Annotated in this window: 21 protein-coding genes, 1 other RNA gene and 1 pseudogene; 3 read left to right on the forward strand and 20 right to left on the reverse strand. The window is 37.5% G+C overall.

What is annotated here, in order from left to right; all coding sequences use genetic code 11:
• Positions 1-34: 34 nt before the first annotated feature.
• From C564_RS0108895 to psiE, 7 genes are all read right to left on the reverse strand, one after another.
• Positions 35-523: a YndM family protein gene (locus C564_RS0108895; protein ID WP_018765077.1), complete on the reverse strand. Its 489-nt coding sequence runs from the start codon at positions 521-523 to the stop codon at positions 35-37.
• Positions 524-870: 347 nt separating this feature from the next.
• Positions 871-2,073 (reverse strand): Ger(x)C family spore germination protein, encoded by a 1,203-nt coding sequence (locus C564_RS0108900; RefSeq protein ID WP_018765078.1) that lies wholly within the window; start codon positions 2,071-2,073, stop codon positions 871-873.
• Positions 2,054-3,160, reverse strand: a complete 1,107-nt coding sequence (locus tag C564_RS0108905) for a spore germination protein (protein WP_018765079.1) — start codon at positions 3,158-3,160, stop codon at positions 2,054-2,056. Before C564_RS0108905 ends, C564_RS0108900 begins: the two co-directional genes overlap by 20 nt.
• Positions 3,157-4,704, reverse strand: coding sequence for a spore germination protein (locus C564_RS0108910; RefSeq protein ID WP_371391950.1), 1,548 nt, complete (start codon positions 4,702-4,704; stop codon positions 3,157-3,159). The genes C564_RS0108905 and C564_RS0108910 overlap by 4 nt, the downstream gene beginning before the upstream one ends.
• Before the next feature lie 465 nt (positions 4,705-5,169).
• Positions 5,170-5,352 carry a DUF3955 domain-containing protein gene (locus tag C564_RS34540; RefSeq protein ID WP_098018459.1) on the reverse strand — a complete coding sequence of 61 codons (183 nt, stop codon included), beginning with the start codon at positions 5,350-5,352 and terminating at the stop codon, positions 5,170-5,172.
• 199 nt (positions 5,353-5,551) lie between these two features.
• Complete coding sequence (gene speG / locus C564_RS0108920) at positions 5,552-6,070, reverse strand: spermidine N1-acetyltransferase (RefSeq protein ID WP_016112470.1); 519 nt, start codon at positions 6,068-6,070, stop codon at positions 5,552-5,554.
• Between the two features lie 261 nt (positions 6,071-6,331).
• Complete coding sequence (psiE, locus tag C564_RS0108925) at positions 6,332-6,736, reverse strand: phosphate-starvation-inducible protein PsiE (RefSeq protein ID WP_003201971.1); 405 nt, start codon at positions 6,734-6,736, stop codon at positions 6,332-6,334.
• Positions 6,737-7,103: 367 nt separating this feature from the next.
• On the opposite strand from psiE, the gene C564_RS0108930 reads away from it, so the two are divergent.
• The 3 genes and pseudogenes from C564_RS0108930 (at position 7,104) to C564_RS33370 (ending at position 9,926) form a co-directional block, all read left to right on the forward strand.
• The gene (locus C564_RS0108930; RefSeq protein ID WP_003201969.1) at positions 7,104-7,433 is read left to right on the forward strand and encodes a PadR family transcriptional regulator; all 330 of its coding nucleotides are present in this window, start codon (positions 7,104-7,106) and stop codon (positions 7,431-7,433) included.
• Position 7,434: 1 nt separating this feature from the next.
• Positions 7,435-8,202: an NADH dehydrogenase gene (locus C564_RS0108935; RefSeq protein ID WP_018765080.1), complete on the forward strand. Its 768-nt coding sequence runs from the start codon at positions 7,435-7,437 to the stop codon at positions 8,200-8,202.
• 229 nt (positions 8,203-8,431) lie between these two features.
• Positions 8,432-9,926, forward strand: a pseudogene (locus C564_RS33370) (peptide MFS transporter).
• Between the two features lie 300 nt (positions 9,927-10,226).
• Here C564_RS33370 and ssrA read toward each other — a convergent pair.
• The 13 genes from ssrA to gap all read right to left on the reverse strand — a co-directional run bounded on the left by ssrA (position 10,227) and on the right by gap (position 23,479).
• Positions 10,227-10,585, reverse strand: a transfer-messenger RNA (tmRNA) gene (ssrA, locus tag C564_RS34545).
• Positions 10,586-10,711: 126 nt separating this feature from the next.
• Positions 10,712-11,179 (reverse strand): SsrA-binding protein SmpB, encoded by a 468-nt coding sequence (gene smpB, locus C564_RS0108945; protein WP_001123909.1) that lies wholly within the window; start codon positions 11,177-11,179, stop codon positions 10,712-10,714.
• A 221-nt stretch (positions 11,180-11,400) separates the two neighbouring features.
• A complete protein-coding gene (gene rnr / locus C564_RS0108950; RefSeq protein WP_018765081.1) occupies positions 11,401-13,815 on the reverse strand; it encodes a ribonuclease R in 2,415 nt (804 codons plus the stop codon).
• A gap of 330 nt (positions 13,816-14,145) precedes the next feature.
• On the reverse strand, positions 14,146-14,886 hold the full coding sequence (locus C564_RS0108955; protein ID WP_018765082.1) for an alpha/beta hydrolase: 741 nt from the start codon (positions 14,884-14,886) through the stop codon (positions 14,146-14,148).
• A 199-nt stretch (positions 14,887-15,085) separates the two neighbouring features.
• A complete protein-coding gene (secG, locus tag C564_RS0108960; RefSeq protein ID WP_003201945.1) occupies positions 15,086-15,319 on the reverse strand; it encodes a preprotein translocase subunit SecG in 234 nt (77 codons plus the stop codon).
• Positions 15,320-15,413: 94 nt separating this feature from the next.
• Positions 15,414-16,106 (reverse strand): LrgB family protein, encoded by a 693-nt coding sequence (locus C564_RS0108965; protein ID WP_018765083.1) that lies wholly within the window; start codon positions 16,104-16,106, stop codon positions 15,414-15,416.
• Positions 16,103-16,471, reverse strand: a complete 369-nt coding sequence (locus tag C564_RS0108970; protein ID WP_018765084.1) for a CidA/LrgA family holin-like protein — start codon at positions 16,469-16,471, stop codon at positions 16,103-16,105. The genes C564_RS0108965 and C564_RS0108970 overlap by 4 nt, the downstream gene beginning before the upstream one ends.
• Positions 16,472-16,787: 316 nt before the next feature.
• On the reverse strand, positions 16,788-17,336 hold the full coding sequence (locus tag C564_RS0108975) for a hypothetical protein (RefSeq protein ID WP_018765085.1): 549 nt from the start codon (positions 17,334-17,336) through the stop codon (positions 16,788-16,790).
• A 177-nt stretch (positions 17,337-17,513) separates the two neighbouring features.
• On the reverse strand, positions 17,514-18,806 hold the full coding sequence (gene eno / locus C564_RS0108980; protein WP_003201939.1) for a phosphopyruvate hydratase: 1,293 nt from the start codon (positions 18,804-18,806) through the stop codon (positions 17,514-17,516).
• A gap of 33 nt (positions 18,807-18,839) precedes the next feature.
• Entirely contained in the window at positions 18,840-20,369 is a 1,530-nt protein-coding gene (gene gpmI, locus C564_RS0108985) for a 2,3-bisphosphoglycerate-independent phosphoglycerate mutase (protein ID WP_018765086.1), read from the reverse strand.
• Positions 20,366-21,121 (reverse strand): triose-phosphate isomerase, encoded by a 756-nt coding sequence (tpiA, locus tag C564_RS0108990; protein ID WP_003201936.1) that lies wholly within the window; start codon positions 21,119-21,121, stop codon positions 20,366-20,368. The genes gpmI and tpiA overlap by 4 nt, the downstream gene beginning before the upstream one ends.
• Before the next feature lie 32 nt (positions 21,122-21,153).
• Positions 21,154-22,338 (reverse strand): phosphoglycerate kinase, encoded by a 1,185-nt coding sequence (locus tag C564_RS0108995; RefSeq protein ID WP_018765087.1) that lies wholly within the window; start codon positions 22,336-22,338, stop codon positions 21,154-21,156.
• Positions 22,339-22,474: 136 nt separating this feature from the next.
• Positions 22,475-23,479, reverse strand: coding sequence for a type I glyceraldehyde-3-phosphate dehydrogenase (gene gap / locus C564_RS0109000; protein ID WP_006096526.1), 1,005 nt, complete (start codon positions 23,477-23,479; stop codon positions 22,475-22,477).
• Positions 23,480-23,503 lie beyond the last annotated feature (24 nt).

Genomic DNA, 23,503 nt, shown 5'->3' on the forward strand with positions numbered 1-23,503 from the left:
TAATTAAATGATAAAAATTGACTAAAGCCACTTTTTATTTCCATTCATTATCTCGATCTTCTACCTTCTCAGATAAACGCTTTTTTTGTATTATAGCGTGATCTATATACTCCTCTGAGAATTCCGTAGCATATCTCTTATGATAAGATACTCCTCGTAACTGGTCATCTTCATGTAGAACCAATCTCTTCATATAGATATGAAAAAGTATTTCTACTACACCAATAAGAAGAGCCGACCAAAATGAAGCTGCTGTAATGCCACGAGGCACATTAACATTTGTAAGAAAATAAGTTAATATCCAAATTCCTAAAAAACTTAAGCCAAAGTCAACAATTGTAGCAACCGTATTTCCATACTTAGGCAAAATAAACAAATCTCCAATTAGATAGGCTACTCCTGTAATTACTAACGAAATAAACAAAACCCTAGGAATAGAAACACCTTGAAAAATACTTAATATCATGAGTAACACAGCACTAATTGCAGTATATTTGATTAATAAAGCAACGATATGTTTCATTCGTGCTCCTCCATTTTCCAGCTTTCATTTAGAAATAAAATTTTCATTTTTATACCTTATATTAGATTGTGTTCGTACTGTAAAAACATACAGGAAATTATAAACAAAAAAAATGTTGGCGGAAGGTCACTCACTATTCCACCAACATTTTTTCATTTATCTCATACTATGTCATGCAATAAAGTGGAACTTTAATCAGTGGGGGTTTTCTCCATCCTCCACTGATTATTAGCCCTCACCAATCGGGCTTTTACGGACAGTTCATCTCCCACCTAACTTCTTTGCTTTCACTGAATTTTGAAGTGGGAGTGTTACTGTCCGTTAATGCGGGATAAAGAATCTCACTTCTAAGTCCCTTCCGTACCATAGTCCTCAATAGTTAACTTTACGCTATATTTGATTGGAACCTTACTAAATGTTTTATCCCAATCTTTTTCGACCTTTTTCCATACTTTTGGATACTCAATTTTTAATCTGTTACCGAAGCCAGCGACATCGACCTGATATTCCTTTTGAATCTTTTTTAATGTCCGCTTCACCAATCGATTCACTTCTTGTTCCGCAGATTTTTCTACACTTCTTAGAAATTTATTTTCAAAAGGTTCTCCTGAAGCGACCCAGTTTTCAGATAGCCGTCCCTCTGATTGGATGTTCACATCAAAAGAGATGTTATTTCCTTTAACGTGGGGTTGGATTTTACTTTTCATAGATTTCACTTCATACAGGATGGGCTTTCCTGTCTTTTCATCAAAACTTTTCACCAAACCGCTTTTCCCTTTCCCAGTTATCCATGTTAACCCCTCTAACTCATTTTCATTCAAAAAACCGCGCAGCTTTTTTGTCTTTCCTTTGATTACGGCAGCCCCCGCAAATTTCACTTCTCCATTTATCGAAATCACATTTGGCAAAAGAAAACTAGCCCCTGAATGGATCTTTCCTGGTAATTTAGCCAGCGGCACGGGAGGTAAAATCCGTGATGATCTATATTGATTATCCCCAATTCCGATCAAAAGGAACGCTGGAATTTCTCCTGCTTCCCTCGATTTCAATGTCTCACTAGCTCGCCCCTTACTAATTAACACGAGGCAACTTGGTCTCATCTCATTATCACGGATGTAAATATCCAGTAACTGCTTCAAACTATACATTCGTGCAAGACTTTCACTAACAACAATCACTTTCGTGTGATGGAAGATTATAGGACGCTGCCTTCTTAATGCGACTTCACGAATCGATTGGTGAAGAGAATCTCCGGTTTCAGAAATATTCGTGTAGGCTTTTTGTTGTCCCCCTCCACCCTTTCCTTTACCTGATAATTCTGGTTTAACAAACTGATAGGTCGATGTTATAAGATTCCTTTTTCGATAACCTCCTCCATGTTCTTCTATCTCTTTCTCAACTTTCGTCTCCTTCCCTTTATCAAATGCCAGCCCTACCGCGAACCCCTGCTCTTCAATTTCACGACTGCTCCAACACCCTGTAAGAGCCAGCAGCAAAAGAACTGATGATAAAGCCAAAAGAAGTCGTACATTATTCACACTTCGGTTCATTCTTTCTCTTCCTCCATCTTGAAATTACAAGGAGAAGCAGTGGTAGGATACCAAATAATATCATCGCCGCATTACCAATCACATCCCCCAATTTAAATAGATCATTAATGTTTTTCGGAATTTGAGAAACGATATAAATAACCGGGAGTAGCCCATACAAAAAGGAATGAATATTTTTATTAAAGAGCTGTGCCAGTCCCAAAGCAGCAGCATAATAGCAAATTGTATAAGTTGCGAAGATTTGCATAATCCATATCACAAGTAATAAAGACTCAAATCTCTCAAATATCAAACCAGGGAGTTCAAAACTTCGCATAAGATCGATCGTAGGCCATGTTCTCATTAATACCCCATCGACAGAAAACGTTCCTATAACCATCACAACTGTAATGACATAAAAAATTAAGGGAATAGCAGTTCCAATTAGAACGACTTTTACAGCTTGGCGTGGTTGTTTCATAAATGCCAAAAGGAGCAACATGATTTCGGCACCTGAATATGCAAGCGTTGTTGTTTTTAAGCCTTTTAGTACTGGGATAATCCCTAACCCTAATACAGGACGAAGATTGTCTATCTCAAATATTCCAATGCTCATAAAGGAAGTGAACAAGAAAATAAAGACTGTAATTGGAAATATAATTTCAAATAAACGTGCTATTGAGTTTATTCCGCCTAGGTTTAAATAGAGACTCACCCACATAAATGGCATGATAATAGCCCATCCAGGTGTTCCTTCCAGTAAAAAGAAACTTGTTATTCCTTCCAGTGTTTTGACTTCAAATGAAGAAAGCATAAAAAAGTAACCTACAATAAATAGACTAAGTATCGCTCCTACCCATTTCCCTACAATTTCTTGATTATATTGATAAAATGTTTTTCCAGGAAATTGTTGACTTAATTTGACCATGATTATCCCTGCAACCATCGCAATTAATCCGCCTAAAATAACGGTTATCCAAACATCTGGTGTGTTTACTTTCTCAGCAGCTGTTCTGGGCAAGGTGAGAATTCCTACTGCGAGTATATAATTGATAAGAATGACAGCCGCTTGCGAAGTCGGAATTCGATCTTTAGAGTTGGTAATCATCCCTCTTCTTCACTTCCTTTTCGTATCGAATCTTTCATATTCATCATTTTTGGGCGACGTTTCATCATCTGAAGTGGCATGCGAATCATGAAATCTTTCCAATCGCTTAAATGATAAACAACAGCTGGACTGGCATATGGTACGCCGAAACTCTTCAATCTCGCTATATGACTGCATAGAACGAGAAAAAACAGAATGACTCCGTATAGTCCAAATATGGCAGCGCAAAACATAGCTACAAAGCGAAGGATCCGTAGTGGAATTGCTGTACTATAATGAGGGAGCGCAAAGGAAGAAATAGCAGTGGCCGCTACTACAATTACCATAATTGGACTAATAATTCCCGCTTCTACGGCAGCCTGTCCAATGATTAATCCACCGACAATTCCCATCGCTGAACCAATCGGCTTAGGCAGGCGTAGCCCTGCTTCCCGCAAAATTTCGATGGCTATTTCCATAAATAATGCTTCTATAATTGCAGGAAACGGAACTCCTTCCCGTCCCCCAAGAATTGAAATAGCCAACTTGGTCGGAATTAATCCAGGATGAAATGAGATAAAGGAAATGTACAAAGCAGGTGCAAAAAGAGAAATAATAGCTGCTCCAAAACGCAATAAACGGATAAACGTGCCTGGAATCCAACGTTCATAATAATCTTCGGGCGATTGCATCAGCATGCTAAATGTAACTGGAACAATCAGGGCAAAAGGTGTTCCATCCAATAAAATCGCAACACGCCCTTCCATCAACGCTGCGATGACGCGATCAGGGCGCTCCGTACTCTGTGCTTGTGGAAACGGGCTGAGGTAATTATCTTCGATGAGCTGCTCCACATATCCTGATTCTGGCACATTATCAATATTGATTTTCTGAATTCTTTTCTTAACCTCTTCTACCAATTCCGAATCAGCAATCTCTTTCATATAGGCAATAACCAACTCTTTTTTTGCCCGCTCTCCTACATGAAATTTTGTTAATGACAATCCCTCGTTTTCGCCATGTAGCCGTAAAAGAGCGGTATTATCAGACAAAACTTCTGTGAAACCTACCCGTGGACCTCTAACTGATCCCTCTGATATCGGCTCTTCAACATTGCGTGTTTTTCCTTTTTTTGTACCAAGAATTAATACACCTGCTAATCCATCAACTAAGAGTGCCGTTGAACCTATCAACACTTTTGCCATCAACTCTTTTATAGAATAGACTTCTTCTACCTCACTAATAGAAAGGACGCGATTCTTAATAAACTCTTTTGAAATGGTACCTTCCACATAAGATGGTGCACTCTTATATTCTTCATAAAAATTAAACATCAATGACTTCAAAATATGCATATTAATGAGATCCTTATCCGACAGTCCTTCCACAAAAACAAGCGCCGCTCGAATATTTGTCCCCCCTATGTTAAACTCTCGAAAGTGGGCATCCGAGTTATAACTAACTTCTTTTTTTACAAGCTCTAGATCCAAGGTAAAATCGCCTGTAAAATAATCTGTTACGTTTTGAAAAGGCTTATCCTGATATGTATCGGTTTGTTGCCTCATCTTTGATTCCTTCTCTTTCATCCTCATCACTCTTTCTCTAATGTACGGATCCAACTAAAAACTCTTGAGGTCACATAAGGAACGAAAAATACTATAAAAGTTTGCACAAACACTTTCCAATCTGGAAGATAAGAAACAAGCATTTTCCACATTTTAATCACCCAATATCCGCAGTTGACACTGCGATTTCTCACCCTAATTGGAATTTCTTAAGCATTATTATGTCGAATGTACGGAAATTTAATCCATTCAAAGCTTTATCATTACTTTCTTGTTGATATTAGCCTTCTACTATCAAAAACTTATAATTGGATGTAGGATTAGACAAAAAAGCCCATCTTTTTATAAAGATTGGGACTTCTTTGTTTATTACTAACGATGAAGCATACCCTTGGACAATCAAAAAAGAAGCATAACCCTAAGTTATGCTTCCTTTTATATATTTATAACGGTACATCAATTGAATTAATTAAGTTTCCCTTTTTTGAACATCGAAATGATAGCCACAAACAATATTGCAATAATACCACTAAAAACAAATAAATAACTTAATGGAATTAAGAAGAAAGGCTCCACCAAAGTACCGTCTGGTTCCACTCTTGAGCAGATCATACTATAGATAACTAAGCATAAAATCCCTAAAAATATTGGTGTAGAAGCTAATAAAGTGAAATTTTAATCAGTGGGGGTTTTCTCCATCCCCCACTGATTATTAGCCCTCACCAATCGGGCTTTTACGTACAGTTCATCTCCCACCTAACTTCTTTGCTTTCGCTGAATTTTGAGATGGGAGTGTTACTGTCCGTTAATGCGGGATAAATATTTATTTTTCATCATACATTAAAACTTATGATTTCATTTCTAAATATTGATGCTGGAAAATACACATTCTGATTGCATTATGGTAGTTACCATCAACAAAAAATTCATCTTGTAACTCGCCTTCAATCGTAAAACCGACTTTTTTGTAAATATGCGTAGCTTTTTCATTTTCTTTATCCACTACTAAATAAAGTTTGTGCATATTTAATACTGAAAAGGCGTAATTCATCGCTAAACGGGTTGCGCACGCTGCATAACCATACCCTTGATACTTTGGATCAATGATAATTTGAAATTCTGTTCTTCGATGAATGTAATCAATCTCCACTAATTCAACTAATCCAATCATATTATTATCTTTTTCTACTATAAATCGACGTTCACTTTGATCATGAATGTGCTTATCATATAGATCCTGCAACTCCACAAAAGCTTCATAAGGTTCTTCAAACCAATAAGACATAATATGTGCATTGTTGTTAAGTTCATGAACAAATTTCAAATCTTCTCGTTCTAATGGGCGCAGTTTAGGTTCTTGACTCATTTTTTCAATCTCCATTCTTCATTTCATTTCTCAACAGTTTTCACTTCAAAACGCTCCCTTACAACTCTCTACTCACATTCTAATCCTTCAAGTAACTTGAAGGTCAAGGAGGAAGTAAACATACATTTTGTCTCTTTTCATCACTAGAATGAAAAAAGTAGTGCGAACCAATACCTTGGTCTGCACTACTTTTTAGTATGCTTTATGTAATTCATGCAAAAGTGGTTTCATATACGATATAGCTTTGCATCAAAATCATATTTAATGTTTCTTCAAATCCCTCATATTAGATATATATAAAGCAATCACTAAAATGAGAATAGATCCTGCATATAATAATGTTTCAAATGGCTCTTCATGAGAAACAATAATTAATCGAATTAGAGCTGTAATTCCTATGTAAATAAAATAACGTAATGGAAAATGATAATTCGATTTAAAATATTTAATAATCAATGCAATAAATTCAAAGTATAAAAAGTAAACAATAATACTTTCAACTAATTTATAGGATGTGTATTTCTTTGCGGAAAATATGTATTGTATAAATGTAATTGTTTCATTAATTAAAAAGATAGATAGAACAATGGATAATATGATTAAAGCTGTATTTAATATCCATTGTAAAACACTGGCAATAAAGTCATCGACATTAAATGATCGCATTTTCTAGCACTCCTCTACGTATATGTCATGCTCATATATTATAGCAAAATTATCCTGCTATATAAATTGCAGAAGCATTAAATCGTAGTTTCTTCCTCGTATAAGCAAGTCTTATCGTATGAATTAATTTTATTTAATATTCATAAATTATCAATTGATAATCATCACTCCTAAAATAAGTGCATAATCCTGTAAAGCATACTTATATGCACATTGAGAAATACCATTGAAATTAAATTCACATACCTTGCATTACAAGTTAATTTTATGTTACCTTTATTACAACACTTGCATTGCAAGGTATCCTCACAATTATATACCTTGTATTACAAGATATATATAAAGATATACGAACAGGAGGGCTAAAATGGCTGACTCAACGCAAATGCTAAAAGGAATTTTGGATGGTTGTATTTTAGCCATTATTCAAGAAGGTGAAATATACGGTTACGAATTAACAGAGAAATTACATAGCTATGGTTTTCACTCTTTTAGTGAGGGCACGATCTATCCATTACTATTACGTATGCAAAAAGAAGGATTGGTTACGAGCGTATTAAGGGAATCAACTGCTGGCCCTAAGCGGAAGTACTATCAACTATCAGAATTAGGGGAGAAAGAATTAAACAACTTCAAAGAGCGCTGGACTGATTTAAAGCTATCTGTTGAAAAAGTGATTAATAAAGGGGGCGAATAGAATGTTATCAACAAAGTCTGAACAATTTTTAATTGAACTCAGAATGTACTTACTGCAACGCGGAAAAAAAGATGAAGATATAAATGCAATAGTAGACGAACTAGAAGTTCATTTAGCAGAAGCTGAACAAAGAGGCCAGAATGTTGATCATATTATTGGAAAAAGTCGTAAACAGCACATGAAGAATATTGGGAAAGAACTACCTGTAGACAAGGAAGGATTGCTCGTCATCATTCCTGCAGCGATTTTAGTTATCGTTGCTTCTATGTGCTTTGCTCCAGCAGTAAGAGGGCAGTTCAAAATTTCACAAAACATATTGTTATTTGGATCATTACCTTTATTCTTGGCCCTTGCTATATTTGCATTTACGCTATTTAAAGGACTTCCAAAAGTATACCCATCTAGAAAAAACACAATTTTTCTTTTAATAGTAGCTCATCTTATTACCATCGGCGGATGGGTTGGTTTTTATTTTTGGTTAGATGGACGACTTGATACAGATTACTTTGTAGCAACTACTACGCAAAACTATATCATCGCTGGCGTATGTGTCCTTATTTTTATTTTGTTTGCATTGTATACAAAATCATGGGTTACAATTTTTGCTGCATTCACAATATGTATCGGTCCGCTTTTAGAACACGTTATTCCAAGTGAAATAAATAAAGATCCAATATATATTACACTAACGATTATCATTAGTATCGTCATAGGTATTTTGCTAGTAATCTATTTCTACAAGAAGGCGAAAACCACTTCCAATACTTAGGAAGTGGTTTTCTTCCTATTCCACTGATTATTCCCCCTCACTAATCGGGCTTTTATGGGCGATTGATCTCTCACCTAACTTCTTTGCTTTCGCTGAATTTTGAGGTGGGAGTGTTACTGTCCGTTAATGCGGGATAAATTTAAAAAGATACATTTCAATATTCTACTTTCAATCCTAAACTTTTACGTTATACTAAAATAATATATAAATATATGAAGGAGAAAGCGGTATGGATATGAAAGAAAAACAAACAATGATGGAGAGTATCCCTCAACAAGGTTTTTTTGGTCACCCTAAAGGTTTATTCACTTTATTTTTCACCGAATTTTGGGAAAGATTTTCTTATTATGGAATGAGAGCTATTTTACTTTACTATATGTATTATTCCATCGCAAAAGGTGGATTAGGACTTGATCAAGCTACTGCCACTTCAATCATGGCAATTTACGGCTCTCTATTATACATGTCCAGTGTTATCGGCGGCTGGGTCTCTGATCGTTTACTCGGTTCAAGTAAAACAGTCTTTTGGGGTGGCGTTTTAATTATGATTGGCCACCTTATTCTAACATTGCCGGGTAGTATCATTACTTTATTTATTTCTATGGTATTTTTAATACTTGGGACAGGATTATTAAAACCAAATATCTCTAGCATTGTTGGAAATTTATATCATGAATCAGACACACGCCGAGACTCTGGTTTCAGTATTTTTTATATGGGCATTAATTTAGGTGCTCTTGTAGCTCCTTTAGTTGTCGGTACATTAGGACAACAATATAACTTCCATCTTGGTTTCGGAGTCGCAGCAATTGGTATGGTAATAGGTTTAATACTATTTGTTTTTACGAAAAAAAAAGACTCTTGGAGTAGCTGGCACTCAAGTGCCAAACCCTTTAACAGATATTGAAAGAAAAAAAACTATTAAACACTTTAGCATCAGTATCATTGTAATCATACTTTTATGTGCTATTACAATACCAACGGGTATATTAACTATTAATCGTTTTACTTTTTTAATTAGTATCTTAGGAATTATTATTCCTACTTGTTACTTTATTTATATGTATCGTAGTCCAAAAACCACTAAAGTTGAACGTTCTCGCCTGCTTGCTTATATACCCCTATTTATTTCAGCTGCGATATTTTGGGCGATACAAGAACAAGGTGCAATTATTTTAGCAACATATGCAGATCAACGAACTCAGTTACAATTCGCTGGATTTAAAATACAACCCGCATGGTTCCAATCATTAAGTCCTATATTTATAGTAATACTAGCACCAATATTCGCGTGGATTTGGGTAAAACTGAATACAAAACAACCTCCCACTCCTAAAAAATTCGCTATTGGATTACTTTTTGCTGGATTGTCATTTTTAATCATGATGATCCCTGCCTTTATTAACGGTACAGAATCTCTAGCAAGCCCTATATGGCTAGTTCTTAGCTTTTTGTTAATCGTAATTGGGGAAGTTTGTTTATCGCCTGCTGGATTATCAATAACAACAAAATTAGCTCCAGCTGCTTTTTCAGCACAAACAATCAGTTTATGGTTTCTATCTACCGCATCCGCACAAGCCATAAATGCACAAGTTGTAAAACTGTATAATCCCGCAACAGAAATCATTTACTTTGGAGTAATTGGAGCTATATCCATTATAGTAAGTATCACTTTATTTATGCTATCAACAAAAATTCAAAGCTTCATGAAAGGACTTCAGTAAAGAGTCACTCGAATCGTTCAACGATATAAGTTATTTCAATTCAATATCTATTTCATAAAAAATAAAGAAGCTGGTACTATACCAACTTCTTTATTTTTTATAAATGGAATTATTTTTTATGCCATTGTCACTTTTTGATTCTTTTACATAAAAACATTACACACTCAACAATCGGATTCTCTATCCACTTCATTTTTCAGAACAATCACTTTACCACAAACAAAAAGAACCATAAGCTTGCCGTTCCGGCAAACTTATGGTTCATATCACAACAAAATAAAAAAACCACCAAATATGTATTGGTGGAGACGGTGGGAGTCGAACCCACGTCCAAAGATATTGACACTTAAGCTTCTACGAGTGTAGTCGATATATTGGCATTTCGCGAACTCTTCGGCCTATCGACAGGCTTCTAAATTGCTAGTCTGATTGTTCTCTTCCTTCGTCCTCAGACGGCGAACTCCGGCGTAGTCCACTTAGTTTGAGTCCCTTACCCTACCACATGGACGATGGAGGGAGGAACCGCTAAGCTGTATTAAGCAGCTAAAGCGAAGTTGTTTTGTTGTTTGCCAGTTATTGGCTTTGACGTTTTAACGAGGCCGATCCCCTCGACTCGCAACTTAAGCTCAAACTACCCCTGTCGAATCCGTAACGTCCCCATATAAGAATGGAGCATACGAAGTATATTCGTGATAGCTACTTAATGAGCTGTTTTTCAATGTTCACTGGCCTTACATGAATTATTATATCATACGTTCAACATTTTACAAATGTAAATTTTTGTATTACATCTTTTGACGATCACGGAATGCACGTGCGATTTCGCGTTTCGCTTCCTTCTCTTTTAAATCATGACGCTTATCATATTGTTTCTTCCCTCGTGCTACACCAAGTGCCATTTTCGCAAATCCATTTTTTAAATAGATTTTAACTGGAACAAGCGTATAACCTGTTTCTTTTGAATAGCCAATTAGCTTGTCGATTTCTTTCTTATGAAGAAGTAATTTCCTTGTACGAAGTGGCTCGTGATTGAAACGATTCCCTTGCTCATATGGACTAATATGCATATTATACACCCAAACTTCACCATTATGTATACGTGCGAAAGCATCTTTTAAGTTTACGCGTCCGGCGCGAATAGACTTAATTTCCGTTCCTTGAAGGACAAGCCCTGCTTCGTATGTTTCGTCGATGAAATAATCATGAAATACTTTTTTATTTTGTGCAATAACCTTACCACTACCTTTTGGCATTTTATGTCCCTCCTCTATTTGTACCATTTTAACAAAAATTACGAAAAAGTGGAAGTGCTCGCTCAGAATGTTCGGCTCTGATCGGCTAAGGTTCTTTCGCATAGAGGATGCTTTTTATCTTCTTTTGCAGAAGGTTCTTAAACACGAAGAGCTTGCCGCCTTAACTAGATACCACCAGAAAAGAAGTGGCTTCGCTCAGTATATAAGCAAAGCCCTCCTTCTTACTTACGCTTTTTCTTTTTCTTCTTAAATCCTGGGACATTTTCAAAGAATGGCTTTTTCTTTTTACCGTTACCATCTTTTTTCCCTGGACGACCAGAGGATTCTTTCCCTTGACCACCACGTTCGTATTTTCTTCCACTACCACGTTCATTGTCACGTGCACCGCCGCGCTCATTATTACGTTCGCCGCGACCACTGCGTCTCTTTCTACCACCTTTTGGCTGTTCAATCACAACTGGACGATCTTTGAATTTACGTCTTGGGCTACCTTTCATACCGACGATTTCAAAATCAATTGCGCGTTCATCTTTGTTTACATTAATAACGCGAATTGTAATTTCATCACCGATGCGGAAGACGTTACCTGTACGTTCACCGATCATCGCAAAGTGCTGTTCGTCATAACGATAGTAATCATCCGTTAAATAGCTAACGTGAACAAGACCTTCAATTGTATTCGGAAGCTCTACGAATAAACCGAAGTTTGTTACAGAACTAATCATACCGTCGTACTCTTCACCGATCTTATCAAGCATATATTCTGCTTTTTTCAGTTCGTCTGTTTCGCGTTCTGCCTCAACAGCGCGGCGTTCCATGTTAGAAGAATGCTCTGCAATCTCTGGTAACTTTTCACGCCATTTTGCTTGTGTTTCGTTATCAATTTTACCGTTAATAATATATTCACGAATTAATCGGTGAACAATCGTATCTGGATAACGACGAATTGGTGATGTGAAATGTGTATAGAATTCTGTTGATAAACCGAAGTGACCTAAGCTATCTGCATCGTAACGAGCTTGTTTCATCGAACGAAGCATAACTGTTGAAATCACGACTTCCTCAGGCTGCCCTTGTACCATTTCAAGAATTTGTTGCAGCGCGCGAGGATGTATTTCATTCGCACGTCCTTTTACCGCATAGCCAAAGTTTGTTACAAATTCGAAGAAACGCTCTAATTTATCTTCTTTCGGATCTTCATGGACACGGTACATAAACGGTACGTTCATCCAATGGAAATGCTCTGCTACCGTTTCATTGGCAACAAGCATGAATTCTTCAATTAGCTTTTCTGATACCGAACGATCACGCATTACAACATCTGTCGGTTTACCTTCTTCATCTACTAGTACTTTTGCTTCTTTAAAGTCAAAGTCAATCGCACCACGTCTCATACGTTTTTCACGTAAGATTTGCGCTAACTGACCCATCTCTTTAAACATCGGTACTAATGGCTCATAACGTTTAATTAACTCTTTGTCTTCATCTTCTAAAATACTTCTTACATCAGCGTATGTCATACGCTCTGTCGTTTTAATGACACTTTGGAAAATCTCATGGCTCACAACATCACCAAGATTGTTAATTTCCATTTCACAAGATAGTGTAAGGCGATCCACTTTCGGATTCAAGGAACAGATTCCGTTTGATAAACGATGTGGAATCATCGGAATTACACGGTCAACAAGATACACACTCGTTGCTCTCTCTGCTGCTTCAACATCAATTGGAGATCCTTCATGGACATAATGACTTACATCCGCAATATGAACACCAAGTTTATAATTACCATTCTCAAGCCTTGTTACTGTTACCGCATCATCTAAGTCTTTTGCATCTGCACCATCAATTGTCACAATCATTTGATCACGAAGATCTCGGCGGTCTTTTAAATCTTCTTCTGAAATCGTTTCTGGTACACTGTTCGCGTGTTCCATTACATCTTCCGGGAATGCTAATGGCAAATGATGTTTATGAATAACAGATAAGATATCTACCCCTGGGTCATTTTTATGACCTAGAATTTGAATAACTTCCCCCTCCGCACTTAAACGATCTTGCGGATAGCTTGTAATTTTCACAACAACTTTATGCCCTTCTACCGCACCCATAGATGCACTTTTCGGAATAAAAATGTCACTTGTCCAACGTTTATTATCAGGAAGTACAAATCCAAAATTTTTTGATTCTGTATATGTACCAACTAGTTCCTTCGTACCACGTTCTACAATACGAATGATCGTACCTTCTTGGCGTGATCCGCTAGATTGTGAATTAATACGAGCTAACACTGTATCGCCATGAAGTGCACCATTTAATTCTGTGGGCGGGATAAAAATATCATCGTCGCCTGTCTTCTTCTCTTCCGGCACGACAAATGCAAAACCACGTGCATGTCCAATTAACTTACCGCGCACTAAATTCATCTTTTCTGGAAGGCCATAGCGATTGCTACGTGTACGAACAACAAGTCCTTTCTCTTCCATCATAACAAGTGCCTTTACAAAATCTTTGAAGCCAGCGGAATCTACAATTCCAAAAGCAGCTTCTAATTCTTGTATCGTTAGCGGCTTATACGCTTCTTCTTTCATAAATAACAATAATTTATCAATATGTTCTTGAATAATGTCTTCCAAGCACAAATACCTCCTTTAAATCCTCATATTATTTAGTGTATCCGAAACATTGACTCTATATAAAGTGAAACTTCTATAAACACTCGTTTTTCACCATTTATTCTGCTGCGTAATCCTCATCTCAAAAGTTTATTTCTATATAAACCCCTTTTGATTTACAGGAACCTACGTTGCGTCTATAAAAGAAGCCCTCCACTCATTCTCTCCTTCTGTTCTCACACAGCATGGGGCGAAAAAAGGCACTGACCACTTCTATCCATCGATGGACCCTCTCTTCCACCCTAAAAAGAATGGTTTTAATACCTCATGAAAAAAAGAGGCAACTAGATCTTACCAATCTAGTTGCTCCAAGAAGTTATATACATCCTCGTGTAGCTCATCACGTTGTTTATCAAGCGTAATAACATGCGTAGAATCTTCATACCACTTAATTTCTTTTAACGTGGACTCTACACCATTATAGATAATGTTTGCACTGTCTGTATTAATCATTTCATCATGGCGTGCTTGTACAACAAATGTTGGAGCATAAATCATATCAACATTATTGCGTACGTCACGAATTAAATCTTGTAATGCTTTTAATGTATTCATTGGTGTCTTTTTAAATTCCATCATTTCTTCTGCAATTTGCTCTGGTGATTTCTGCTCACGTTTTTTATATTCACGTGCGTATGCCAATATACCTTGGTACATAATTTCTTCGCTCTTAATGTACATTGGCGCACACATTGGTACAACACCTAAAATCGGTAATGTATAAGCAAGTTTTAACGAGAATACACCGCCCAGTGATAGTCCAACAGCCGCAATCTTCTCATATCCTTGATCCTTCAAATGTTGATACGCAGCCATAGCATCTTTCCACCAGTCTTCAGGACCTGTACGAACAAGTTGTTCTGGCGGTACACCATGACCTTTATAAATTGGGGCGTGGCAAGTATAGCCTTTTTTCTCTAAAAAACGCCCGAGCATACGTACATCAGCTGAATTTCCCGTGAATCCATGTAGTAATAAAACAGCACGGTCTCCACCTTCAAATGTAAATGGTTTCGGAGATGCTAATTTCATCATCTTCTTCTCCTCTTTCTCTTCTATAATCTAGTCGTATTGTTTCTATCCTTAGTTTACCATAGTTCCATTTCCATAATCTAATTAGAAACTTTTTGCGAATAATGAAATACAAATGAGACAAAAAAAGAAGAACCATTAGCGCGAATCCGCTAACGCTTCTTCTTTTTTCATATCTGTCAAAAAGCAAGACCTTTACTTATATGCTTAAGTACGTAACTCCAATTGTTAGTGCAAAGAATAGTACAGCTAAAACAACTGTAATACGGTTTAATACCGCTTCAATTCCGCGTGCTTTTTGCTTACCAAATAATTGCTCTGCACCGCCTGAAATAGCACCTGAAAGGCCTGAACTATTACTAGACTGCATAAGTACCATAACAATCATTAAAATCGATACAATAATAAGTAAAACTGATAATAACGTATGCACCTGGCGTACCTCCTACAAAGATTCAGTTAATTTAACTGTAGCACAAATCCAACAGAAAAGCGAGAGCTGTTCCTATTGCTCTCGCTTTCATCTATTACATAAACATGGTTGCAAATAGCGGTCCAAGCAGACAAGTTAAAATAGCCGTCAATGTCATTGTTACCGATCCAATAACACCTTCATGTTCATTGTTTTTCATCGCTCTCATCACACCCATAATATGTGATGCACATCCAAAACCAATCCCTTTACCAACAGAGTTTGTAACGCGGCTCCATTTCAATAAAAGCGGACCTGTAATTGTTCCTGTAATCCCTGCAACAACAACGAATGCTGCTGTTAAAGATGGAACGCCGCCAACCTGCTCAGATACACTCATTGCAACTGGCATTGTTACGGATTTTGGTAAAGAAGATAAAATTAAGCTTTTATCTGTTCCCATAAGCGTTGCAATCACTAAGTCACTTGCAATCGCAACTGTTGTTCCGACTAATACACCACCCGCAATCGGTACAATATATTTTTGCAACACATGACGCTGTTTATATAGTGGAATAGCAAATGCTACCACCCCTGGACCAAGCAGTTTTGAAATCCAGCCCCCACCACTCTGCATGTATTGTTGATATGGTATATCCAGCACAAGTAATAAGACAATCATTAATGCTGTTGCTACAAGCATTGGAATGGTAAATGGTGTTGGCAATACTTTATAAATCTTTTTAGATAATTGATATAATAACAATGTAAGAATAACCCAACCAATTCCGATTAATATTTGGCTCATCGCGATTCTTTTTCCTTTCTATTCGCAAGGTATTGTCCTGTATGTCCTGCGACAATAATAATTAAAAATGTACTCGCTACAATTGTAATGAAAAGAGAAATTCCTTTACTCATAAAAAAAGCACCGTAATTCATTAAGCCAATCGTTGGCGGAATCAATAAAAACGGCATAATAGCAACGAGTGTTTCTGCTCCTAAATCAAACCATTTCACAGGAAGAACCTTCATGCTAAGTAAAATAAGCAACAAAAATAAGCCAATCAAACTACCTGGAATTGGAATATTCAACATTTCTTGCACCCATGTTCCAATCATGTAAAACACGTACAGAGCTACAACTTGGACAATAATCTTAGTAAACTTCATGTTCATCATCCCTCATGTTTATACGATCTTCTGTTTTCTATTCTTATCATAGTATAAATTGTAAAAAGCTGCAATTTATCAACTTGACAACAAAAATGACATATGTTATACGCTTACACCCTTGGTATGACTGGGTTTCCGAGCGGAATTTACGTCAAAAGCATTGACCTAAAATAAAAAGTTTATATTTTCTGATTTTCAGGATTTACTATTTTAAAAAAGAAATATCCTCATATAGATTTCTTTAAATATACGAATCAAGTTCACAATATCCCTAAAAATTTTTCCTAAAAAACATAAAAAGAACACTAATACGTTACCTAGTGTCCTTTTTATATAATGCCTGATATACTACATCACAAAATTCTTTACTCCCATGTACTATGAAATTTATCTTCGTTGCAAATTCAATTGTTAGCATCCAATCTTTATTTCTTCCAATAAGCCCCGTATAACTTGTGCCACCTTCAACTGCTCTGTTTTCTGTTAATAGGTAATACAATGGGAATAGCGCATAGTTCTTTTCTGCTCTCTTTAAGCTATATGATCCAATACTCTCTACTACCCTTGCAATATTATCATGAACATTAACGTTAAAATAGTAACACCCTTCATTTAGTCCTGTTTTTCTACACCCTTCTAATACAGCTGCGTTTAGCTCTTCTGGAGAAAAAGTGGCGGGTTCGGAATTATGAACAACTGAACATACTATTGTATGATGTTTGGCTAAATTGACTGAATATAAAATGGTGTTTACATCAAAGTAGCAGTCTTCCAGAAAATCAATTGGAAAGATGTATTTTTCTAACCATTCTGTAATTTCATTAGATTCTTCATTATCTATCGCTGTAGTCAGTTTAACCATTCTCATTACCCCATTTCCTCTCTTGATTAAACATTTTCTATTTATATCACAGGTTCATTATATTAAATTATTTTATTGATGTTAACTCACATGCATTACAAACATATAAAAAAACCTCCTATCATAAATAGGAGGTTTTTTATCACTTAATTTAAACAATTAAAAACTACATTTAAATTATTTTTTTAAGTTATAGAAAGATTTTAAACCATCGTAAACAGCGATTTCGCCTAGTTCGTCTTCGATGCGTAATAATTGGTTGTACTTAGCAATACGGTCAGTACGGCTCATAGAACCAGTTTTGATTTGGCCAGCATTCGTTGCAACTGCGATGTCAGCGATTGTAGCATCTTCAGTTTCACCAGAACGGTGAGATACAACTGCTGTGTAACCAGCACGTTTAGCCATTTCGATTGCTTCGAAAGTCTCAGTTAAAGTACCGATTTGGTTAACTTTAATTAAGATTGAGTTAGAGATACCTTTTTCGATACCTTCAGCAAGTTTTTGAGTGTTCGTTACGAATAAATCGTCACCAACTAATTGAACTTTTTTGCCAAGACGGTCAGTTAATAATTTGTGGCCATCCCAGTCGTTTTCGTCTAAACCATCTTCGATAGAGATGATTGGGAAGTCGTTGCAAAGACCTTCGTAGAAATCAACCATTTCTGCAGAAGTCATGCTGCGGCCTTCGCCTGTAAGATCGTATTTACCAGTTTCTTTGTTGTAGAACTCAGAAGAAGCAACGTCCATTCCTAAGAATACGTTCTCGCCAGCTTTGTAACCAGCTTTTTCGATAGCTTCGATGATTACTTCTAATGCTTCACGGTTAGAACCAAGGTTTGGAGCGAATCCACCTTCGTCACCTACTGCAGTGTTAAGACCTTTGTCATGTAATACAGCTTTTAATGCATGGAATACTTCAGCACCCATACGGATTGATTCTTTGAATGTTGGAGCACCAACTGGTAAGATCATGAACTCTTGGAAGTCAACGTTGTTATCAGCGTGAGAACCACCGTTGATGATGTTCATCATTGGAGTTGGTAATTGTTTTGCATTGAATCCACCAAGGTAACGGTATAATGGAAGACCTACAAAGTCAGCTGCTGCGTGAGCTACTGCCATAGATACACCAAGGATAGCGTTAGCGCCTAATTTACCTTTGTTTGGAGTGCCATCTAATTCGATCATAGCGTTGTCGATACCAGCTTGATCAGTTACGTCGAAACCAACGATTTCTGGAGCGATAATTTCGTTAACGTTGTTTACTGCGTTAACAACACCTTTACCAAGGTAACGAGATTTGTCACCGTCACGTAATTCTACTGCTTCGTGCTCACCAGTAGATGCACCACTTGGTACGATAGCGCGTCCGAATGCGCCACTTTCTGTGTAAACTTCTACTTCTACAGTTGGGTTACCACGAGAGTCTAGGACTTCGCGAGCATAAACATCAATAATTGTTGACATAATATTTTCTCTCCTTTTATATGTGCAATTTAATTATTTAATAATTGTTTTACCTGTCATTTCTTTCGGTTGTTCAACATTTAGAAGTGTAAGCATTGTTGGAGCGATATCTCCTAAGATGCCATCTTCACGTAATTCAACATCATTTTTCGTAACGATGAAAGGAACCGGGTTCGTTGTATGAGCTGTCATTGGCCCACCGTCAGGAGTTAACTCTTGATCAGCATTACCATGGTCAGCAGTAATAAGTGCTACACCATCTTTTGCAAGAATCGCTTCTACAACTTTTCCTAAACATTCGTCAGTTGCTTCTACTGCTTTAATTGTTGGTTCCATCATCCCAGAATGGCCAACCATATCACAGTTTGCAAAGTTAAGAATGATAACATCATGTTTATCATTTTCGATTTCATTTACTAAAGCGTCGGTTACTTCGTAAATGCTCATTTCAGGTTTCAAGTCATAAGTTGCAACCTTAGGTGAGTTAATTAAGATACGCTCTTCTCCTGGGAATTCAGCCTCACGACCACCGCTAAAGAAGAATGTAACGTGCGGATACTTTTCAGTTTCCGCGATGCGAAGTTGTTTTAATCCCGCTTGCGCAACAACTTCACCTAATGTGTTATCAAGGTTCATTGGCTTGAATGCCACGTAACCATCTACTGTTTCACTAAAGTGTGTCATACAAACGAATTCTGGAATGTGAGGTACTTTTTCACCACGATCGAACTCACGGAAGTCTTCATTTGTAAATACACGTGCAATTTGAATTGCGCGGTCTGGACGGAAGTTATAGAAGATAACTGCATCATCATCATTGATTGTTGCAACTGGCGTTTCATCTTCATTAACAATTACAGATGGCAATACGAATTCATCATAGATACCATTTGCATAAGAGTCCTCTACGCATTGATGTGCTGATTTATAAGTAGGTCCTTCGCCATTCACCATAGCACGGTAACATTTTTCAACGCGATCCCAACGCTTGTCACGGTCCATGGAGTAATAACGACCAGAGATTGTTGCGAATTGGCCTACTCCTGTTTCTTTAATTACTTCATTTGTTGCATCGATATAACCTTTTGCTGTTTGTGGTCCAACATCGCGGCCATCTAAGAATGCATGGATGTATACTTTCTCCACGCCTTCTTTTGCTGCTAAGCGAAGAAGAGCAAACATATGGTTCATGTGACTGTGCACACCACCATCAGAAAGTAAACCGAATAAATGAAGAGCTGTACCTTTTTCTTTTACGCTTTTAATTGCATTTTGGAATGTTTCGTTCTTATCGAACTCACCTTCACGAATTGCAACGTTCACACGTGTTAAGCTTTGATATACTACGCGGCCAGCACCGATATTTAAGTGACCAACCTCAGAGTTACCCATTTGACCTTCTGGAAGACCCACTGCCTCGCCACATGCTGTAAGCGTTGTGTGAGGGAACTTGTTCCAGTAACCATCAAAATTAGGTTTCTTAGCTTGTGCTACAGCATTCCCGTAAGTTTCTTCACGTAGTCCGAAACCGTCAAGAATGATTAAAGCTGTTGGCTTTCTCATTTTACCGCCCCCAGAAGACCTAAGAAGGAAGCAGGCTCTAAGCTAGCACCGCCAACTAAAGCGCCGTCGATGTCAGATTGTGCCATGTATTCTTTAATGTTTTCTGGTTTTACGCTACCGCCGTATTGAATACGAACAGCTTCTGCAGCTGCTGGAGAAACAGCTTCTGCAACAACTTTACGGATGTGCGCACATACTTCGTTTGCATCTGCAGAAGAAGAAGATTTGCCTGTACCGATCGCCCAAATTGGCTCATATGCGATAACAGTAGCTTTCACTTGCTCTTCTGTTAAACCTGCAAGTGCTTTTGTCACTTGACCTGCTACTAGATCAAATGTTTTTCCGCTTTCGCGCTCTTCTAAAGTTTCACCACAGCAAACGATTGGTGTTAAACCATGTTCAAATGCTGCAAGAGTCTTTTTGTTTACTGTTTCGTCTGTTTCAGCAAACATTTCACGACGCTCAGAGTGGCCAAGTACTACGTAGCTCACTTTTAAATCGCTAAGTGCTACTGGGCTAATTTCGCCAGTGAATGCACCATTTTTTTCGAAGTGCATGTTTTGTGCACCTACTTTTAAGTCCGTTCCTTCAGTTGCCGCTACTAAGCGCTCTAAGAAAAGAGCTGGAGAGCAAACTACTGCATCAACAGCTGAAGCTGCTGGGATTTGACCTTTTACTTCCTCTACGAAGCTAACTGCTTCAGATAAAGTTTTATTCATTTTCCAGTTACCTGCGATAATTGGTTTACGCATGCTTTGCACCGTCCTTTTTCTTTGGCTGCTACTTATTTGTCGTTAAGACAAACTACACCTGGAAGTTCTTTACCTTCCATAAATTCTAATGACGCACCGCCGCCAGTAGAAATGTGGCTCATTTTGTCAGCCATACCGAATTTTTCAACAGCTGCTGCAGAGTCACCACCGCCGATAACAGAGTATGTACCTTCTGCATCTGCTAATGCTTGTCCTACTGCTTTTGTACCTTCTGCAAATGGAGTCATTTCAAATACACCCATTGGTCCGTTCCATACAACAAGCTTAGAGTTTTTAATTACATCAGCATAAATTTCACTTGTTTTCGGTCCGATATCCACGCCTTCCCAAGTTTCAGGAATTGCATCGATACCTACAACTTTTGTTGTTGCAGTTTCAGAGAACTCTTCTGTAATTACAACATCAACTGGCATATAGAAGTTTACGCCCTTTTCTTTTGCAAGTTCCATAAACTCTTTTGCTAAGTCAATTTTGTCATTTTCACATAGAGATTGTCCGATTTCATGTCCTAATGCTTTTACGAATGTGTAAGCAAGGCCACCACCGATAATTAGGTTATCTACTTTGTCTAATAGATGACGAATTACACCGATTTTATCTTTTACTTTCGCACCACCGATAATTGCTGTAAATGGGCGTTCTGGGTTAGAAAGTGCTTTACCTAATACTTCTAACTCTTTTTCCATTAGGAAACCAGATACTGCTGGTAGGTAGTCTGCAATACCTGCAGTAGAAGCATGAGCACGGTGAGCTGCACCGAATGCATCGTTAACGAATAGATCAGCAAGAGCTGCAAATTCTTTCGCTAGTTCTGCATCGTTCTTTTCTTCACCCGCATAGAAACGTACGTTTTCAAGAACTAATACGTCGCCTTCGTTCATTGCTGCAACCATTTCTTGCACAGCTGGTCCGAATGCTTCGTCTGCTTTTTTCACGTCTTTACCAAGAAGCTCACCTAAACGTGCTGCTACTGGAGTAAGACGCATTTCTTCTACTACTTGTCCTTTTGGACGAGCTAAATGGCTTGCTAAAATTACTTTCGCACCTTGCTCTACTAAATATTGAATTGTAGGAAGAGCTGCACGAATACGGGTCTCGTCTGTAATTTTGCCCTCTTTCATAGGTACGTTGAAGTCAACGCGGCAAAATACTCGTTTACCTTTTAAATCTACGTCACGAATTGATTTTTTGTTCATTGGATTTCCCTCCGACTAGTTAGGATTGACAAAACCCATTCAAAAGCTTATCACATTTGCTTCTAAAACGAAAGAAGAGAGAGAGGGAACAAACCCTCTCCCTCGTTTTGTCATTGAGAACTTATAAACTTAAGAATTAAAGACCTTTAGAAGTCATGTATGCAGCTAAGTCTACTACACGGTTAGAGTAACCAGTTTCGTTATCGTACCAAGAAAGTACTTTAACCATGTTACCTTCCATTACCATTGTAGATAATGCATCGATTGTAGAAGAGTTTGTGCATCCGTTATAGTCGATAGATACTAATGGCTCTTCGCTGTATCCAAGGATACCTTTTAATTCGCCTTCAGCAGCTGCTTTGAATGCTGCATTGATCTCTTCCACTGTTACTTCCTTGTCAAGTTCAACAACTAAGTCAACAAGAGAAACGTTAGCAGTTGGAACACGTACTGCGCCACCGTTTAATTTACCTTTAAGTTCTGGTAATACTAATGCTACAGCTTTAGCTGCACCAGTAGATGTTGGGATCATGTTTTCAGCTGCTGCACGAGCACGACGTAAATCTTTGTGTGGTAAGTCTAAGATTTGTTGGTCGTTAGTGTAAGAGTGAATTGTTGTCATCATTCCGCGTTTTACGCCGAATTTTTCGTTTAATACTTTAGCGAATGGAGCTAAGCAGTTTGTAGTACAAGAAGCGTTAGATACTACGTTGTGGCTAGCTGCATCGTATTGTTCGTGGTTAACACCCATAACAACAGTGATATCTTCGTCAGAAGCTGGTGCAGAGATGATAACTTTTTTAACTGATCCACCTAAGTGTTTTTCAGCGTCTGCTTTTTTAGTGAAACGTCCAGTAGATTCTACTACGATTTCTACTCCGTAGTCGCTCCATGGTAATTGAGCTGGGTCACGCTCAGCGATAACTTTAATTTCTTTACCGTTAACAACGATGCTGCTTTCGTTAGCAGATACTTCTGCATTTAAAGTTCCGTGAACTGTGTCATATTTTAAAAGGTGAGCTAAAGTTTTAGCGTCTGTTAAGTCGTTGATTGCTACTACTTCTACCTCTGGGTTGTTAAGAGCTGCGCGGAATACGTTACGTCCGATACGTCCAAATCCATTAATACCAATTTTAGTCATTTGAATTTCCTCCTTGGGGGATTA

Source organism: Bacillus sp. 105MF (genome assembly GCF_000374885.1).
GTDB lineage: Bacteria > Bacillota > Bacilli > Bacillales > Bacillaceae_G > Bacillus_A > Bacillus_A pseudomycoides.

Coding starts and splice junctions, on each gene's coding strand:
- C564_RS0108895 (WP_018765077.1), bottom strand. CDS start 523: ATGAAACATATCGTTGCTTTATTAATCAAATATACTGCAATTAGTGCT.
- C564_RS0108900 (WP_018765078.1), bottom strand. CDS start 2,073: ATGAACCGAAGTGTGAATAATGTACGACTTCTTTTGGCTTTATCATCA.
- C564_RS0108905 (WP_018765079.1), bottom strand. CDS start 3,160: ATGATTACCAACTCTAAAGATCGAATTCCGACTTCGCAAGCGGCTGTC.
- C564_RS0108910 (WP_371391950.1), bottom strand. CDS start 4,704: ATGAGGCAACAAACCGATACATATCAGGATAAGCCTTTTCAAAACGTA.
- speG (WP_016112470.1), bottom strand. CDS start 6,070: ATGAGTCAAGAACCTAAACTGCGCCCATTAGAACGAGAAGATTTGAAA.
- psiE (WP_003201971.1), bottom strand. CDS start 6,736: ATGCGATCATTTAATGTCGATGACTTTATTGCCAGTGTTTTACAATGG.
- C564_RS0108930 (WP_003201969.1), top strand. CDS start 7,104: ATGGCTGACTCAACGCAAATGCTAAAAGGAATTTTGGATGGTTGTATT.
- C564_RS0108935 (WP_018765080.1), top strand. CDS start 7,435: ATGTTATCAACAAAGTCTGAACAATTTTTAATTGAACTCAGAATGTAC.
- smpB (WP_001123909.1), bottom strand. CDS start 11,179: ATGCCAAAAGGTAGTGGTAAGGTTATTGCACAAAATAAAAAAGTATTT.
- C564_RS0108955 (WP_018765082.1), bottom strand. CDS start 14,886: ATGAAATTAGCATCTCCGAAACCATTTACATTTGAAGGTGGAGACCGT.
- C564_RS0108965 (WP_018765083.1), bottom strand. CDS start 16,106: ATGAGCCAAATATTAATCGGAATTGGTTGGGTTATTCTTACATTGTTA.
- C564_RS0108970 (WP_018765084.1), bottom strand. CDS start 16,471: ATGAAGTTTACTAAGATTATTGTCCAAGTTGTAGCTCTGTACGTGTTT.
- C564_RS0108975 (WP_018765085.1), bottom strand. CDS start 17,336: ATGGTTAAACTGACTACAGCGATAGATAATGAAGAATCTAATGAAATT.
- eno (WP_003201939.1), bottom strand. CDS start 18,806: ATGTCAACAATTATTGATGTTTATGCTCGCGAAGTCCTAGACTCTCGT.
- gpmI (WP_018765086.1), bottom strand. CDS start 20,369: ATGAGAAAGCCAACAGCTTTAATCATTCTTGACGGTTTCGGACTACGT.
- tpiA (WP_003201936.1), bottom strand. CDS start 21,121: ATGCGTAAACCAATTATCGCAGGTAACTGGAAAATGAATAAAACTTTA.
- C564_RS0108995 (WP_018765087.1), bottom strand. CDS start 22,338: ATGAACAAAAAATCAATTCGTGACGTAGATTTAAAAGGTAAACGAGTA.
- gap (WP_006096526.1), bottom strand. CDS start 23,479: ATGACTAAAATTGGTATTAATGGATTTGGACGTATCGGACGTAACGTA.